Annotated in this window: 16 protein-coding genes; 8 read left to right on the forward strand and 8 right to left on the reverse strand. The window is 54.2% G+C overall.

What is annotated here, in order from left to right:
• Positions 1–61: 61 nt before the first annotated feature.
• The 4 genes from Q3O59_RS09725 to Q3O59_RS09740 all read right to left on the reverse strand — a co-directional run bounded on the left by Q3O59_RS09725 (position 62) and on the right by Q3O59_RS09740 (position 2087).
• Entirely contained in the window at positions 62–382 is a 321-nt protein-coding gene (locus Q3O59_RS09725; RefSeq protein WP_305945398.1) for an Mpo1-like protein, read from the reverse strand.
• Between the two features lie 11 nt (positions 383–393).
• Positions 394–648 (reverse strand): hypothetical protein, encoded by a 255-nt coding sequence (locus tag Q3O59_RS09730; protein ID WP_305945399.1) that lies wholly within the window; start codon positions 646–648, stop codon positions 394–396.
• Positions 648–947 (reverse strand): YciI-like protein, encoded by a 300-nt coding sequence (locus Q3O59_RS09735; RefSeq protein ID WP_305945400.1) that lies wholly within the window; start codon positions 945–947, stop codon positions 648–650. The genes Q3O59_RS09730 and Q3O59_RS09735 overlap by 1 nt, the downstream gene beginning before the upstream one ends.
• 63 nt (positions 948–1010) lie before the next feature.
• Positions 1011–2087 (reverse strand): glycerol-3-phosphate dehydrogenase/oxidase, encoded by a 1077-nt coding sequence (locus Q3O59_RS09740; RefSeq protein ID WP_305945401.1) that lies wholly within the window; start codon positions 2085–2087, stop codon positions 1011–1013.
• Positions 2088–2272: 185 nt separating this feature from the next.
• On the opposite strand from Q3O59_RS09740, the gene Q3O59_RS09745 reads away from it, so the two are divergent.
• Genes Q3O59_RS09745 through Q3O59_RS09755 form a run of 3 tightly spaced genes read left to right on the forward strand, consistent with a single transcriptional unit; the run spans position 2273 to position 7318 of the window.
• Complete coding sequence (locus tag Q3O59_RS09745; RefSeq protein ID WP_305945402.1) at positions 2273–3763, forward strand: PAS domain S-box protein; 1491 nt, start codon at positions 2273–2275, stop codon at positions 3761–3763.
• Positions 3760–4170, forward strand: a complete 411-nt coding sequence (locus Q3O59_RS09750; protein ID WP_305945403.1) for a response regulator — start codon at positions 3760–3762, stop codon at positions 4168–4170. Before Q3O59_RS09745 ends, Q3O59_RS09750 begins: the two co-directional genes overlap by 4 nt.
• Positions 4145–7318 carry an EAL domain-containing protein gene (locus Q3O59_RS09755; protein ID WP_305945404.1) on the forward strand — a complete coding sequence of 1058 codons (3174 nt, stop codon included), beginning with the start codon at positions 4145–4147 and terminating at the stop codon, positions 7316–7318. Before Q3O59_RS09750 ends, Q3O59_RS09755 begins: the two co-directional genes overlap by 26 nt.
• Positions 7319–7338: 20 nt before the next feature.
• On the opposite strand, the gene Q3O59_RS09760 is transcribed toward Q3O59_RS09755, so the two are convergent.
• The 4 genes from Q3O59_RS09760 to ycaC form a co-directional block, all read right to left on the reverse strand.
• On the reverse strand, positions 7339–8250 hold the full coding sequence (locus Q3O59_RS09760; protein ID WP_305945405.1) for a pirin family protein: 912 nt from the start codon (positions 8248–8250) through the stop codon (positions 7339–7341).
• A 47-nt stretch (positions 8251–8297) separates the two neighbouring features.
• Complete coding sequence (locus tag Q3O59_RS09765) at positions 8298–9002, reverse strand: pirin family protein (protein WP_305945406.1); 705 nt, start codon at positions 9000–9002, stop codon at positions 8298–8300.
• A 124-nt stretch (positions 9003–9126) separates the two neighbouring features.
• Complete coding sequence (locus Q3O59_RS09770) at positions 9127–9693, reverse strand: antibiotic biosynthesis monooxygenase (RefSeq protein WP_305945407.1); 567 nt, start codon at positions 9691–9693, stop codon at positions 9127–9129.
• A 52-nt stretch (positions 9694–9745) separates the two neighbouring features.
• Positions 9746–10372: an isochorismate family cysteine hydrolase YcaC gene (gene ycaC, locus Q3O59_RS09775; RefSeq protein ID WP_228589450.1), complete on the reverse strand. Its 627-nt coding sequence runs from the start codon at positions 10370–10372 to the stop codon at positions 9746–9748.
• Positions 10373–10513: 141 nt separating this feature from the next.
• Between ycaC and Q3O59_RS09780 the strand changes: the two genes are divergently transcribed.
• The 5 genes from Q3O59_RS09780 to Q3O59_RS09800 all read left to right on the forward strand — a co-directional run bounded on the left by Q3O59_RS09780 (position 10514) and on the right by Q3O59_RS09800 (position 14336).
• A complete protein-coding gene (locus Q3O59_RS09780) occupies positions 10514–11422 on the forward strand; it encodes a LysR family transcriptional regulator (protein ID WP_305945408.1) in 909 nt (302 codons plus the stop codon).
• A gap of 147 nt (positions 11423–11569) precedes the next feature.
• Positions 11570–12019 carry a DoxX family protein gene (locus Q3O59_RS09785; RefSeq protein WP_305945478.1) on the forward strand — a complete coding sequence of 150 codons (450 nt, stop codon included), beginning with the start codon at positions 11570–11572 and terminating at the stop codon, positions 12017–12019.
• Between the two features lie 84 nt (positions 12020–12103).
• On the forward strand, positions 12104–13015 hold the full coding sequence (locus tag Q3O59_RS09790; protein ID WP_305945409.1) for a LysR family transcriptional regulator: 912 nt from the start codon (positions 12104–12106) through the stop codon (positions 13013–13015).
• 45 nt (positions 13016–13060) lie between these two features.
• Positions 13061–13597: a DUF924 family protein gene (locus Q3O59_RS09795; RefSeq protein WP_305945479.1), complete on the forward strand. Its 537-nt coding sequence runs from the start codon at positions 13061–13063 to the stop codon at positions 13595–13597.
• A gap of 181 nt (positions 13598–13778) precedes the next feature.
• Entirely contained in the window at positions 13779–14336 is a 558-nt protein-coding gene (locus Q3O59_RS09800; protein ID WP_305945480.1) for an NAD/FAD-utilizing enzyme, read from the forward strand.
• Positions 14337–14441 lie beyond the last annotated feature (105 nt).

Consider the following 14441-nt stretch of genomic DNA (forward strand, 5'->3'; position numbering starts at 1 on the left):
ATCGGCTGTTTTGACTATAGCCGGCATTGAGCGCAATACCAAATCGAGCGCTCAAATGAACTCACCAGCGGATCTTGCCGGTGAGAACATCTTTGAACATCACCCAATCCCCCATCAGGCTGTAAAATGGGTGTTTAAAGGTAGCTGGCTTGTTGTGCTCAAAAAAGAAGTGACCCACCCAGGCAAAACCATAACCAATGACAGGCAGCAGCCAAAGTAGGCTCCAGTTGCGGCCTAGTATGGCAATCAGCAGAACCAACAGCACCAGCGTGCTGCCTATCACATGCAGACGGCGGCAGGTGCGGTTTTGATGCTCTGCCAGGTAGTAAGGATAAAAGTCGGCAAAGCGGTGAAATTTTTGCGGGCTTTCGGGACTGGTCATTGGCAGATCCTTTAAATAGCAAACAGCCAAAACAACAGCATAGCAGCCAGGGCCAAGGCAGCAAAGATAAAGCCCATGCGCCGGAGATCGGCCACGATCACCTCTTTTTGTGCCAATAGCTCGCGCAGCTCATGACTGTCCAGAGTACCGCAATCCGGGCATTTGGCTTTGACATGATGATTGTAGAGTAAGCCACAGCGTTTGCAGGGGCTCTTTTGGCGCATTTCGCGTATCCAGCGCAGTCGGTCTTCGATGTACAATGGCATCAGTTGGGCCTTACGATGGCCATGTCGCCCACCACAGTGTTCCAGGCACGCACTTCCCAGCGGCCCACCAAAGCGTTTACAACATAAGGATCCTGCTGGGCAAATTGCTCTGCTACGGCCGGGCTGTCGCCCTGAAACAGCAACACAGCTCCATCGACTGGCTCGGCCAGGGCTCCGGCTAAAATCAAGTCGCCACGGCTATGGGCGGCTTTCGCATGTGCCAGATGCTGACCGCGGAAGGCTTCCCGGCGTTGGACGTAATTCTCTACCAGGTCATGATAAAACAGCAAATAGTGCATTGGGTTCTCCCTTTGGCATTCTGATTATCATACCGTGCAGCTATCGGACTGCAAGCGACTTTGTCAGGGTACCGATTGTTTCACCTGCGCCACCACCTGCCTGGCCAGTGCCCGCGCCGTGGTCCATTTGCCACCACTGACGGTGAGCAACTGTTGCTGCCAGTGCAGACGGTATTCCCGACTGGCCCGGCTGCTGTCATGGCTGCTTTTTAACAGCGGTCGCACTCCGGCAAAGCTTTCCAGCACGTCGGCTGCAGTCACCTTTGGGGTAAAATACTGATTGTACACGGCCAGCAGTTCATCGCGTTCGGCTTCGGAGCAGGCAATGGGCTCATGCAGTTGTTGTCGTACTTCGGTGGTGCCCAGTAAGCAATGGGACTGGTAGGGCAGGGCAAAGGCAATACGAGAACTGTTTGGCACCTCCAGCATGTGGCCATAGCGCCCTATACCGGGCAGCAGCAAATGGCTGCCACGCACCAGATCCAGCGATTGAGCCGGGGTTAGCTGTGAACGCTGCAACAAATCCTCGCTCCAGGGGCCGGCCACATTGATAATACGATCAAAGGTCTGCCAGCCTGCTTGCAGTTGCAAACGCGCATCGGGCGTCACCCGGATGACGGGCTGATGCTCCAGCAGCACAACGCCGCGTCTACGGCATTGCTCGGCCACCCAAAGTCCCAGCCGATAATCGTCCATCTGACCATCGAAAAAAAGGTAAGCCCCTGTTAAACCATCGGTGTTTAAATAGGGGGAGCAGCGCTGTATTTGCGTTGGGGTTAGCCAGCGGTGGCGGCCAATGCCGGTTCGGCCAGCAAAAAAGTCGTACAATGCCAGGCCAATTTTCAGCTGCCAACGCGACCGGCGGCTGCCGTGGTAGAGTGGGTAAAGTAAGGGCAAGCGCCGGGTTAACTGTGGGCTGTGATCCAGCCACCAGCGTCGCTCCTTTAGGGCCTCATGCACCAGCCGGAATTCGCCTTGTTCCAGATAGCGCAGACCACCATGCAACAATTTGGATGAGGCCCGGCTTGTTGCCTGCATTAAGCCGTCACGTTCAAACAAAGTGACCTGGTAGCCGGCTTCAGCCAGCTGCCAGGCGCTGCAGAGCCCGTTGATGCCTCCTCCGATCACGGCGATACGCATGCTTCCTCCTGCCTTGTTGTTTTGACTGTAGCAGAAACAAAGTCCTTTGCGACAAGCTGACTTCATTTAGAAATTGTAAGAAGTTTATCAGCTTTTGGTCGGGTGAAATCAGCCGGCCTGCTTATACTTTAACCACAGTAAGCGGCTGTCAGCACTCTGCTGATACACAAAGGATGGTCCTGCTTATGTCCGATGACTATTTTCGCCTGATTGCCGAGGCGACTCCCGATGCGCTTATCGCGTTATCTCCAGATGGCATTATCAGACAGTGGAACCCTGGGGCTGAGCATACCTTTGGTTACAGCACTTCAGAAGCTCTGGGCAGCTCCTTGTTCGATCTGGTGGTGCCGGCTGACCTGATCGAGTCCGAGCGCAACATCCTGCAACAGGCTTGTCATGCGATTGTGCCGGCTTACGAAGCTTATCGTCTGAAAAAAGACGGCTCGCTTATCTATCTGAATATCTCTTTGCAAGGTGTCTACGATGGCAAGGGGCAGCTGGACTTTATTCTAACCAACAACAAAGATGTCACCCACCTGAAAACCCGCCGTGATGCCCGCTTTCTGGAAGCCCGCTACCGCGATTTACTGGACTCGACCCCCGATGCCATTGTGATGGTGAATGTCTTCGGACGCATTGTGCTGGCCAACGGCCAGGCTGAAAAAGCCTTTGGCTGGCAACGGGATGAACTCTTGGGCAAGCCGGTAGAAAGCCTGCTGCCAGAGCGCTACCGTGCGTTTCATGTCGGGCACCGGGCCGATTTCTTTACCAACCCCAGAACCCGCTCAATGGGGGCTGGCCTTGAGCTCTATGGCGTCCGGAAAAATGGCGATGAGTTTCCGGTGGAAATCAGCTTAAGCCCACTGCAGACCGAAGAAGGCACTTTGGTGATGAGTGCAATCCGCGATATCAGTGATCGCAAGCGGGTGGAGCTGGAGCTGCAGACAAAAAACAAAGAGCTGGAACAGGCCAATAATGCCAAAGACAACTTTTTGGCGGTGATGAGTCATGAACTGCGCACGCCGCTCAATGCCATCATCGGTTTTACCGGCACCTTGCTGATGAAGTTGCCAGGGCCTTTGAACTCTGAGCAGGAAAAGCAGCTGACCACGGTGCAGCGCAGTGCGCGCCACTTACTATCGCTGATCAATGATCTGCTGGATCTGGCCAAAATCAGCGCTGGGAAAATCAACGTCGAATTGGAAAGCCTGGACTGCCGTGGCACCGTGTTTGAAGTCATCAGTACTTTGCAGCCGGCAGCCGAGCGCAAAGGCTTGCAGTTGAACCACGCATTGCCAGAGCAAGCTCTGCTGGTGCTGGCTGATCGCCGTTCATTGCATCAAATTATTTTAAACCTGATCAACAATGCGGTGAAGTTTACCGAGCAAGGCGAGGTCAAGGTGTATGCCGAGCCGCAGCAGGATGCAGACGGCTCTCAATGGGTCGCGCTGCACGTGCAAGATACTGGCATCGGCATCTCGGCTGAAGATTGCGCCAATTTGTTTTCTGCTTTTACCCGCCTGAATCTGAGTAACAACTCCGAAAAAGAAGGCACTGGTCTTGGCCTGCACCTGAGTCAGCAACTGGCCGAGTTGCAAGGGGGAAGCATTTACTGCAGCAGTGAACCCGGCAAGGGCAGTACCTTCACCTTACGATTACCGGGAGTACCGTTATGAGTGCTCAGATACTGGTGATTGAAGACAATGCCGCCAATCTGGAGTTGATGGTGTACTTGTTGCGGCAACAGGGGGGGCATCGGATCACCACCGCCACCGATGGGGTTGTTGGACTGGCCGCGGCGAAAACCAGTCCGCCGGACCTGATCGTTTGTGATGTTCGCATGCCCAACATGGATGGTTACGGCCTGGTGCATGCAGTGAAAAACGATCCTGCGCTCAAGCACATTCCGGTGCTGGCAGTGACGGCGTCAGTGATGGCAGATGAGCAACAAAAAATTCTGCAAGCTGGTTTTGATGGCTACTTTACCAAGCCGATAGAGCCAGCAACTTTTGTTCGGCAAACCGAGCAGTTTTTGACGCGGCAACTGGAGGCGCCAAGTGGCCACCATTCTGATTGTCGATGATCACCCGGATGGGCGGGAACTGCTGGTTACCTTGCTGGGGTATCAGGGGTACCGCATGCTGGCCGCTTCGGATGGGCGGGAAGCACTGCAGCTGGTGTGTCAGGAGCAGCCTGATTTGGTGATAGCCGATGTGTTGATGCCGGTGATGGATGGCTATGAGTTTGTCAAAGAGTTACGCAGCCGGCCTGAGGTGGCAGAAACCCGGGTGATTTTCTACACCGCCAATTACCATGAGCAAGCGGCGCTGGAGCTGGCAAAAAAATGTGGGGTACTGGCCGTTCTGACCAAGCCGGCTGAACCGGATCAGGTGATGGCTTTGGTCGAGCAGGTGTTGCAGGACAAGGCCAAGCCATCACCGGCGATAGATAGCTCTGCGTGGGATCAGCAGCACCTTCGGTTGATGACCGATAAATTAAAAACCATGTCGGATACACTGGGACTGGCGAATCGTCGATTTGCTGCTCTGATCGAGTTGAATTTGCAGCTGGCATCGGAGCGGGAGCCGTTGCAGCTGTTGGAAAGTTTGTGCCAGCATGGCCGTCAACTGATTGGAGCCAGCCTGGCTTTTTTGTGTCTGCCTGCCTGTTCGACAGAGCAAAAAAACATCGTGCTGGTCAGCGGTATGGCTTCTGAGCATGCTGAAGCCGACTTATCCACTTTGCAATCGCAGCAGGTATTTCAGCAAGTACTGCAGCAGGGGATCACGTTACGACTAAGCAACCCCGGCGGTCAACCACAACAGCTTGGTTTGCCAGCAAGCTTCCCGGCAATGCACTCGTTATTGTTGGCACCTATTGCATCTCCAGGTCAGGTCTTTGGCTGGGTTTGTCTTGCCAACCGGCTGGGTATGCAGGCATTTAACGATGAAGATGTGCAACTGTTAAGCATTCTGGCCGCACAGGCAGGGCGGATTTTTGAGCACAGCCGCTTGTTGGTTGCTGTGCAGGAGCAGGAAGAGCGCTTTCGTCAATTGGCAGAAAACATTAACGATGTGTTTTGGTTGGCCTCTGCCAAAACCGGCCAGAGTTTGTATTTAAGCCCGGCCTATCAAACCATCTGGCAGCAACCCATTACGCTGGAACAAAGCAACAAGCGTGAAGTCATGCTGCGGGTGCACCCCGATGACCAGGCAGATCTGCCCGATCTCACCAAAGTGCAACAGCCGTTTGAAACCAGTTACCGCATCATCCGGCCGGATGGCAGCATTCGCTGGATCCATGACCGCGGCTTTCCGGTTTTTAGCCCTGATGGGGAGTTGTACCGCTTTGCTGGCATAGCCAAAGACATTACCCGCCGTAAAGAAAGCGACGCGAAAATTGCGCGGCTGACCCGCTTGTATGCGGTGCTTAGTCAAATCAATGCCACCATAGTTCGGCAACACGATCGCCAGGCTTTGTTTCAGGAGGTCTGTCAGATTGTGGTGAAGCACGGCGGTTTTGCGCTGGCCTGGGTCGGGGAATGGCACGCCAGGCAAAAATCACTGCAGCTGCATGCCATTCGAGGCCACTTTAACCATGCTAAGCGCCAGCGCGAAGTGATGGCATTGCAAGGGCAAGATTGCCTGCTACCTGAAGGCATTATGCTGCAAGCGCTGCGCAGCCAGCAGCCGGTTTTTTGCAACGATGTCAGTTTGCTGCCACGACTTGGCACATCTCCCTTGCAACGCCTGCGAGCCGACTATGGCTCTGAAATTGCGCTGCCACTGCTGACGGACGGGCAGGTGGTGGGATTGTTTGTGTTGTACGCCGCTGAAACCGATTTTTTTGATAAAACCGAACTGGCGCTGTTAAAAGAGCTGGCCCATGATATTTCCTTTGCACTGGAGTTTATTGCCAAAGAGGAGCAAGCCAACTATCTGGTGCATTACGATGTTTTGACTGGCTTGCCAAACCGCTTTTTATTTCATGACCGCCTTGGTCAGTGGTTGCAGTCTGCCGAGCGGGAAGCGGAGCAATTGGCGGTATTGGTTCTGGATGTGGTGCGCTTTAAACAGGTCAATGACACCTTAGGACGGCAGGCCGGTGATGGCTTGATTGTGGCGTTAAAAAACCGCTTGCAGCAGTGCTTCCCACAGGCGGTCGATCTGGCCCGTGTTGGGCCAGATCAGTTTGCACTGGCATTGCCCGATGTGCAAAGTGCAGGCGATATTGCCCGCTTGATTGAAACGGCTGTCAAACCTGCGCTGGAGCAGCCTCTTCAACTGGCGGATAAGGAGCTGGTGGTATCTGCCCGGATTGGCATTGCACTCTTTCCGGGAGATGCCACTGAGGCCGAAGCCTTATTTTTGCACGCAGAGCTGGCTTTAAAGCAAGCCAAGCAGCAGGGGCTTGGCTATTTATTTTTTGACGCCCGAATGTCCCGGCTGGTGGCTGAAAAACTGGAACTGGAAAGCAAACTGCGTCGGGCGCTGGAGCATCAGGAGTTCCGCCTGCACTACCAGCCGAAGGTCTGCCTGAAAAGCGGGGCCATTGTCGGCATGGAAGCATTGATTCGCTGGCAAAGCCCTGAGCTTGGTTTGGTTGCCCCGGTGCATTTTATTCCATTGCTGGAAGAGACCGGTTTAATCCTGACGGTGGGTGATTGGGTGTTGCAGCAGGCATTAAGCGATCTAAAAGGTTGGCAGTGCTATGGTCAGGGACTACGCATCGCCATTAATGTGTCCGCTTTGCAACTGCGGCAGCAGGACTTTGTGGAACGGGTGGAGCTGTTGTCACAGCAAGATTCGGATGTCCTGATGCTGGATCTGGAGTTGACGGAAAGTGTGGTGATTGCTGATGTTGAAGACAGTCAGCGCAAGCTGAGCGCCCTCCGCATGCTAGGCCTGCCCATCGCCATCGATGACTTTGGCACTGGTTATTCATCGCTCAGCTACATTGCGCGCCTGCCGCTGGATACGCTGAAAATTGATCGCTCTTTCGTGGTCAAAATGACCGAAAGCCAGGTCGACAAAATGGTGGTCTCAACCATCATTACACTGGCACATAACATGAGGTTGAAGGTTGTCGCCGAAGGAGTCGACAACGAACAACAACTGGCGCTGCTGCGGGAACTCGGCTGCGACCAAATGCAGGGCTACCTCTTTAGCAAACCGCTGCCTGCCTCAGAGATGACCCAACTGCTCAAGCAAAAAGCCCGGCTTAACCACTAAAGCTGGGCTGCTCGAAGGGCTTAAGGGTATGGAATAAACTCCTCATCGTCACCCGGCACTGGTGGGAAGCGGCCCTCGCGCCAATCTTGCTTGGCTTGCTCGATGCGCTCTTTACGGCTGGAGACAAAATTCCATTCCATAAAGCGCGAACCAATGGCTTCGCCGCCAATCAGTGCTAGTCTGCAGGGCTCGGTGGCGGTGAGCCGTACTCCTTTGGCTGCACCCAATACCAGCAGTTGATGAGCTTCCAGTTTGGTATCTTGCAATTGCACCGCACCAGACACCAGATAAAGGCCGCGCTCCGGACTGTCTGGCAGCACCAGGCTCTGACCGGCTTGCAGCTCGGCTTCCAGGTACAGGGTTTGGTAAAAGGTTTTCACCGGCGACGTCAGGCCATAGGCCGAACCAATCAGCACCCGCACCGGAACGCCATCGACTACGGTGGCAGGAATGCTGCTGGCCGGGTAGTGGTAAAAGGCTGGATCAGTTTCTTCATCGGCTTCCGGCAGCGCCATCCACAATTGCAGGCCGTGCAGCCGGTGCGGCTGAGCCCTGACCTCCGGTCGTTCCCGCTCGGAGTGTACGATGCCTTTGCCTGCCACCATCAGGTTAATGGCACCCGGGGTAATGGCCTGATAGCTGCCCAATGAGTCGCGGTGCAGGATCTCGCCTTCAAACAAGTAGGTGACGGTGGCCAGATTGACGTGCGGATGCGGTCGCACATTGATGCCGCTGCCGGCGGCAAATTCTGCTGCGCCCATTTCATCAAAAAATAACCAAGGGCCGACACTGCGCCGTTGACGCACCGGCAGGCTGCGCCGAACGGTAAAGCCGCCTAAATCCTTGGCTTTGGGCTCGATCACCAACTCGATGGCATCGCAGCCCTGCTGTACGGTGCATTCTGTTTCCAACTGGGTGTCTGTGGTACTCATAGCATCCTCTTTGGACATAGTTAGGTAGCTGCTGCCACCGATTTAATCTAGGAGTTAAGGGCCGGTAAATCAAACCAAAGTGCCCGTACCGGCTGTTCGCCTGCCTGAACCTCCAACTTGCTAAGGTCTGTCAGCTTAATGCCATCGCCGGCGTTTAAAGTGTCACCGGCGATGGCTAGTTCTCCGTCAATCAAGTGCAGGTAGTAACTGCGGCTGGTGGTCACTGGCATGGCCAATGAACCCTGTGCCGGCAACAGCAGCTGTGCCAGGCTGGCATCTTGCTTGATGCGCAAGGTACCATCACGGCCATCTGGTGTGATCACCGGCGTTAATCCTGGCTCTGCAGCAAACTGCTTTTGCTGGTAACTGGGTTCGCCATCGAAGGCATTGGGCTCAATCCAAATCTGCAAAAACGCCAACTCATCGCTGGGGCTGGCATTGTATTCACTGTGGTAAATCCCCCGGCCAGCGCTCATCAATTGGAACTCTCCGGCTGGCAGCACTTCTTCATTGCCGGCGGAGTCTCTGTGTGCCATAGCGCCTTGCAACACGTAACTGATGATCTCCATATTGCGGTGGCCATGAGTATCAAAGCCAGCGCCAGCTGCGACTCTGTCGTCATTGATCACCCGCAACTTGGAAAACCCCATTTGCTGTGGGTTGTAGTAGTGGCCAAAGGAAAAGGTATGGCGGCTTTTCAGCCAGCCAAAACTGGCCCGGCCCCGCTGATGGCTTCGGATGATTTCAAACATAGCGCTCTCCAGTAGCATTGAACACCTTATTACTTTAACTGGCTTACCCGACTGAATAAATCGGATAAAAATGAATCAACCGTTCGTTAATGTCGAATATAAGCCAATCAGCCGCGCCTTGGATTTAGGGTTTAAACAGCCAGCCAGCCAATAATGGCACCAATCGTGGCATCACCAGATAAACCACCAGCCCAACAATAATGCCAGCAGTCAGCAAGTGACGGATGCCCCAGAGCCCCAGTAGCGGCAATGCATCAAACAGCACCTGCAGCAATGGTGGGATCAGCATGGTCAGCAGGCATATCACCAGTGTGGTGATCAGCCACTGTTTCCAGCGGACCGGGTGCGGAGCCGGGCTATGGACTGGCTGAAACCAGTGATCGATGCCACTGGATATCTGCACGTTCTCCGGCAGCTGCAACAAAGGGGCAACTTTGCCAATCAACTGCTGACGTTCGTCGGAGTCTAGCCAGCGCTTGGCATCGGCCTCGCTGGCAAAACGAACGGCAATCTCATAGTGCTGTTGCCCCGGGGTTGGCTTTAAGATGGTCACGCCCTGATGGCCAGCAAAGCCAGCGGCAACTTCAATAATGGTGGCCAGCCAGGATTCATAGCTGGTGTGCTGACTGGGATCGACCTGATGATGGATCAGGATGGAAGCACCAGCCTGAGGTTGCTGGGATGACGACATGCTTGGCTCCTGCAACAAGCCCTGCACAGCATGCTGCGCAGGGCGTGTCAGATTACTTACCAGAGGTTAAAGTGGTGTAGCTGTTGATCAGGTTGCGGTAATCCGGAATATGGTTGGAGAACAGCTGGCCCAGACCTTCCACATCGTTTCGCCAGTCGCGGTGCAGCTCACAAGCTACGCCAAACCAAGTCATCAACTGGGCACCGGCATCGGACATCCGCTGCCAGGCGGAGTCGCGTGTCAGCTCATTAAAGGTACCTGAGGCGTCGGTGACCACGAAGACATCAAAGTCTTCCGCCAGCGCAGACAAGGTTGGAAAGGCAACACAGACCTCGGTAACCACGCCGGCGATGATCAGTTGCTTTTTGCCGGTTGCTTTGATGGCAGCGACGAACTCCTCGTTGTCCCAGGCGTTGATTTGGCCAGGGCGGGCGATGAAAGGTGCCTCTGGAAAGATCTCTTTCAGTTCCGGCACCAGTGGACCATTCGGACCCTCTTCAAAGCTGGTGGTTAAAATGGTCGGCAACTTGAAGTAAGCGGCCAGATCGGCCAGTGCCAATACATTGTTTTTGAATTTGTCCGGGTCGATATCCCGCACCAGCGACAGCAAGCCGGTTTGATGATCGACCAAAAGAACAGCGGCGTTGTTTTTGTCCAGACGTACATAGGGTTTGCTCATGATTCGCTCCTTGGCTAGACACCGGCGGCGGAAGTGCGACCGGCAAGTTCGGCTTTAAAGTCTAGATGGGATACTACGGAGTCGGTAGACTGCTAAACTGTGATGCAGCGTTCCATTTTAAGAACGATAGCAAGGAACCCTATGCAAGACTTAAATGATCTCTATTACTTTGTGCAGGTGGTCGACTATGGTGGCTTTGCCCCGGCCAGCCGTGCGCTGGGCATTGCCAAATCAAAGCTAAGTCGACGTGTTGCTCTGTTGGAAGAGCGACTGCAAGTACGGTTGATTCAGCGCTCCAGCCGCCACTTTCAGGTAACCGATGTTGGCCAGCATTACCTGGAGCATTGTCGCGCCATGTTGGTTGAGGCCGATGCGGCCCAGCAAGCGATTGAGCAGGTCCGGGCTGAGCCTTGCGGCAGCATTCGGCTGACCTGCCCGGTCGGGTTACTGCACTTTCATGTGGCGGATATGCTGGCGGATTTTATGCGTTTGTACCCAAAAATCACCGTGCATCTGGAAGCCACCAACCGTCGGGTCGATGTGTTGGCAGAAGGGGTGGATTTGGCACTACGGGCCCGGCCGTTACCGCTGGAAAGCAGCGATTTGGTGCTTCGGATCCTCTCTGATCGCGGCCAGTGTCTGGTGGCCAGCCCACAGCTGGTCGCGCAGCAAGGAGGCTTGCCAGCGCAGCCAGAAGAGCTGCTGCACTGGCCCAGCTTAAGTCGGGCCGGTGCGCATGAGCTGCATCAATGGCAGTTGCTGCATCAGGATGGCCGCCAGTTAAAACTGCCTTTTCAACCGCGCTACACCACCACCGATATGCTGGCTTTAAAAACTGCAGCGCTGTCAGGGGTTGGCGTAGTGCAGTTGCCTTTGTTGATGCTGCAGCAAGAGTTGGCAGAGAAACGTTTGTTGCAACTGCTACCTGAGTGGGAACCAAGGCGTGAGGTGATCCATCTGGTGTTTCCATCCAGGCGTGGCCTGCTGCCGGCCATTCGGGCACTGATTGATTTTTTGGTTGAGCGTTATGCCCGGATTATGGAAGATTGATCCGGTCTCATTGTTCTATTAAGTAGAATATGATGATTCTAATTATCCAATTTTATAATTCATTAGGCCTTTCTATACTGTGCTCATCGACAACGGGGATCTTTGCCTGATCAGGCAAACATCCACAAATAAACCGAGGAAAAGATGATGAACAAAGCAATGGCATTACTGAAAAAATTGGCGGCAACCGAAGCGGGTTGGGGCGCTTTGGCGCTTAGAGTACCGGTGGGGATTATTTTTGCGGCTCATGGCGCCCAGAAGTTATTCGGCTGGTTTGGTGGTCATGGCCTGGCAGGGACAGGTGGCTGGATGGAAAGCATTGGCCTGGTGCCGGGGGTGCTGATGGCACTTTTAGCCGGCTCTGCCGAGTTCTTTGGTGGCATCGCGCTGGTGATTGGCTTGCTAACCCGGCCGGCGGCCGCCGTGCTTGCCGTTACCATGCTGGTCGCGATATTCGCGGTCCACTTTGAAAACGGCCTTTTTATGAGCAACAATGGTTACGAGTTTGGCTTGGCCTTGCTGGCAGCCAGTGTATCCTTGCTATTCAGTGGTGCCGGCAAAGCCTCGGTGGATGCCGCGCTAAGCCGCAGCCACTAAGTGCTATGCCGCAACCACTAAAGTTGCCGCTGAATCAACCCGGCCCAGGCCGGGTTGTTCGTTTTAACCAACAAGGAGTCTGCAATGGCCCGTTCAACCTTAGAGCAATGGCGGATGTTTAAAGCCGTGGCCGAGCATGGTGGTTTTCATCAGGCTGCTGAAGCGGTGTTTAAAAGCCAGTCCAGCATTCACCATGCGGTCCATAAGTTGGAAGATGTACTTGGGGTCACGCTGTTTCAGGTGGAGGGGCGTAAAACTCAGTTGACCGCCGCCGGTGAGCAGTTGCTGCGGCGCATCAACTTTTTGCTGACCGAAGCCGAGCGGATGGAGCAGGTGGCTTTGAACCTGCAAGCCGGGGTGGAATCGACGCTTTGCATTGCAGTGGATGAAGCCTTCCCGCGTGCGGTGTTGTTTCAGACGTTAAGCGCGGTATCGAACGAGTACCCGCTGATCCGCATTGAGCTGATGGAAACGGTGTTAGCCGGTGCCAATGAATTGCTGGCGCAGGGCAAAGCCGAAATTGCCGTCTCGCCCTTTACGCTGGCTGATAATTTAAGTGAAGACATTTGTCAGGTCGAGTTTGTCGCAGTGGCAGGCAGTCAGCACTCGCTGCATCAGCTGGAGCGTGAGCTGACGCTGGAGGATTTAAAGGACTGCCGCCAAATCGTGCTGCGTGATTCAGGCAAAGATCGCAACAAAGAGCACGGCTGGCTTGGCTCGGAGCAGCGCTGGACTGTCAGTCATGTCGGTACGTCCATCGAGCTGCTGCTGCAACAACTTGGCTTTGCCTGGCTGCCGCGTCATGCGGTGGCGCCTTATCTGGCAACGGGGCAACTGAAGTTATTGCCGCTTCCTCGAGGCAAGGGCCGTAGCATGACATTTTACCTGAATTTTAACGATGCCGAATCCTTAGGACCGGTCGCCAGAACCTTCCTAGGGCATCTAAGGTATCTGACGCAAAACCCCGGGCTTGCAGCGGATGACACAAGCTCCTAGTATGAAAGCATCCACCCAACAGAGGAAGGTCGACGGATGAAAACCATGCTCAATACGGTACTCACGTTCTGGTTTGAAGAGCTGAACAAAGAACAGTGGTTTGTCAAAGATCCGGAATTGGATCAGCAAATTCGCGATGTATTTGGCAGCCTGCACCAAATGGCCGCCCGTTGTGAGCTTTATCCCTGGCGACAAGAGCCTCGGGGGCGATTGGCCGAAATTATTGTACTCGATCAGTTTTCCCGCAATATCTACCGCGACAGTGCACAGGCTTTTGCCTGCGATCCCCTAGCCCTTGGGCTGGCGCAGGAAGCCATCAACCTAGGGCTGGATCAAGAGCTAACGCCCACCGAGCAAAGCTTTCTGTACCTGCCTTTTATGCACAGCGAGTCGTTGGCTATTCATGATGTGGCGATGCGTCTGTACGATCAAGAGGGGTTGGAAGACAACCTACAGTTTGAAATCAAGCACCGCGACATCATCGAGCGCTTTGGCCGCTACCCGCATCGCAATGCCCTGTTGGGGCGCACCTCCACCGCAGAAGAGCTGGCATTTTTACAACAGCCTGGCTCTGGATTTTAAACCCTGGCTGGGTTGCTCTCATTGTGTGAGCGGTTACTAAAAGAATCGGATTGGTTATTTTTTCGCCAGATTTAACATTCCGCACTATACTTGACAAACGGACGTGGTTTTTCCGATACCGCGATCGGCAGCCACTGTCGATCGTATTCGACACTTGTCTGACCAAGCTGAGGGCTGGATGATGATAAGACGTTATTTTATAAGTGATGATTTAGATGATTTGGAAGCCATAGAACACGAACTAGAAGCCAAAGGCATCGATACACCACAAATTCACGTGCTGAGCGAGCAAGATGCGGAAGTGGAGCTGCATCACTTGCATGAGGTATCGCCTGTACTGAAAAGCGATGTGGTGCACAGCACCGAAGTTGGTGCTGTGGTCGGGGTGATTCTTGCCGCTGTGGTTTTGCTGGTTGCTTACTTTAGCGGTTGGACCGACACTGCGGCAGGCTGGGTGCCATTTATTTTCCTGGCCATTGTGGTGCTGGGGTTTTGCACCTGGGAGGGTGGCTTCATAGGCATTCAGGAGCCCAATATTCACTTTAAACGTTTCCAGCAAGTGCTGAGCGAAGGCAAGCATGTGCTTTTTATTGATATCGAGCCTGCGCAGGAAGCGGTGGTTAAGAAAGTGGTTCGCCGACATCCGAAGTTGCAAAATGCCGGCACCGGAGAAGCAGCACCTGGCTGGGTGGTGCGAGCTCAAATTTATTTCAAGCGCTTTGTCAAAGCCATGCCCTGATAGCCCCATAGCCAGTGCAGCCGCCATCCGTTGCTGCATTGGCTGTAACTCCCACATTTTCTACAAACTTTCTTCGCACAACTTGTGCAGCCTCCGCGTTTATGA

It is taken from the genome of Alkalimonas delamerensis (genome assembly GCF_030717955.1).
Taxonomy (GTDB): domain Bacteria; phylum Pseudomonadota; class Gammaproteobacteria; order Enterobacterales; family Alteromonadaceae; genus Alkalimonas; species Alkalimonas delamerensis.

What these genes read in the sequence shown, in the direction of transcription:
- Q3O59_RS09795 (WP_305945479.1), top strand. Translation starts at nt 13,061, where the DNA reads ATGCTCAATACGGTACTCACGTTCTGGTTTGAAGAGCTGAACAAAGAA.
- ycaC (WP_228589450.1), bottom strand. Translation starts at nt 10,372, where the DNA reads ATGAGCAAACCCTATGTACGTCTGGACAAAAACAACGCCGCTGTTCTT.
- Q3O59_RS09745 (WP_305945402.1), top strand. Translation starts at nt 2,273, where the DNA reads ATGTCCGATGACTATTTTCGCCTGATTGCCGAGGCGACTCCCGATGCG.
- Q3O59_RS09780 (WP_305945408.1), top strand. Translation starts at nt 10,514, where the DNA reads ATGCAAGACTTAAATGATCTCTATTACTTTGTGCAGGTGGTCGACTAT.
- Q3O59_RS09800 (WP_305945480.1), top strand. Translation starts at nt 13,779, where the DNA reads ATGATAAGACGTTATTTTATAAGTGATGATTTAGATGATTTGGAAGCC.
- Q3O59_RS09735 (WP_305945400.1), bottom strand. Translation starts at nt 947, where the DNA reads ATGCACTATTTGCTGTTTTATCATGACCTGGTAGAGAATTACGTCCAA.
- Q3O59_RS09750 (WP_305945403.1), top strand. Translation starts at nt 3,760, where the DNA reads ATGAGTGCTCAGATACTGGTGATTGAAGACAATGCCGCCAATCTGGAG.
- Q3O59_RS09785 (WP_305945478.1), top strand. Translation starts at nt 11,570, where the DNA reads ATGAACAAAGCAATGGCATTACTGAAAAAATTGGCGGCAACCGAAGCG.
- Q3O59_RS09765 (WP_305945406.1), bottom strand. Translation starts at nt 9,002, where the DNA reads ATGTTTGAAATCATCCGAAGCCATCAGCGGGGCCGGGCCAGTTTTGGC.
- Q3O59_RS09760 (WP_305945405.1), bottom strand. Translation starts at nt 8,250, where the DNA reads ATGAGTACCACAGACACCCAGTTGGAAACAGAATGCACCGTACAGCAG.
- Q3O59_RS09725 (WP_305945398.1), bottom strand. Translation starts at nt 382, where the DNA reads ATGACCAGTCCCGAAAGCCCGCAAAAATTTCACCGCTTTGCCGACTTT.
- Q3O59_RS09770 (WP_305945407.1), bottom strand. Translation starts at nt 9,693, where the DNA reads ATGTCGTCATCCCAGCAACCTCAGGCTGGTGCTTCCATCCTGATCCAT.
- Q3O59_RS09790 (WP_305945409.1), top strand. Translation starts at nt 12,104, where the DNA reads ATGGCCCGTTCAACCTTAGAGCAATGGCGGATGTTTAAAGCCGTGGCC.
- Q3O59_RS09740 (WP_305945401.1), bottom strand. Translation starts at nt 2,087, where the DNA reads ATGCGTATCGCCGTGATCGGAGGAGGCATCAACGGGCTCTGCAGCGCC.
- Q3O59_RS09730 (WP_305945399.1), bottom strand. Translation starts at nt 648, where the DNA reads ATGCCATTGTACATCGAAGACCGACTGCGCTGGATACGCGAAATGCGC.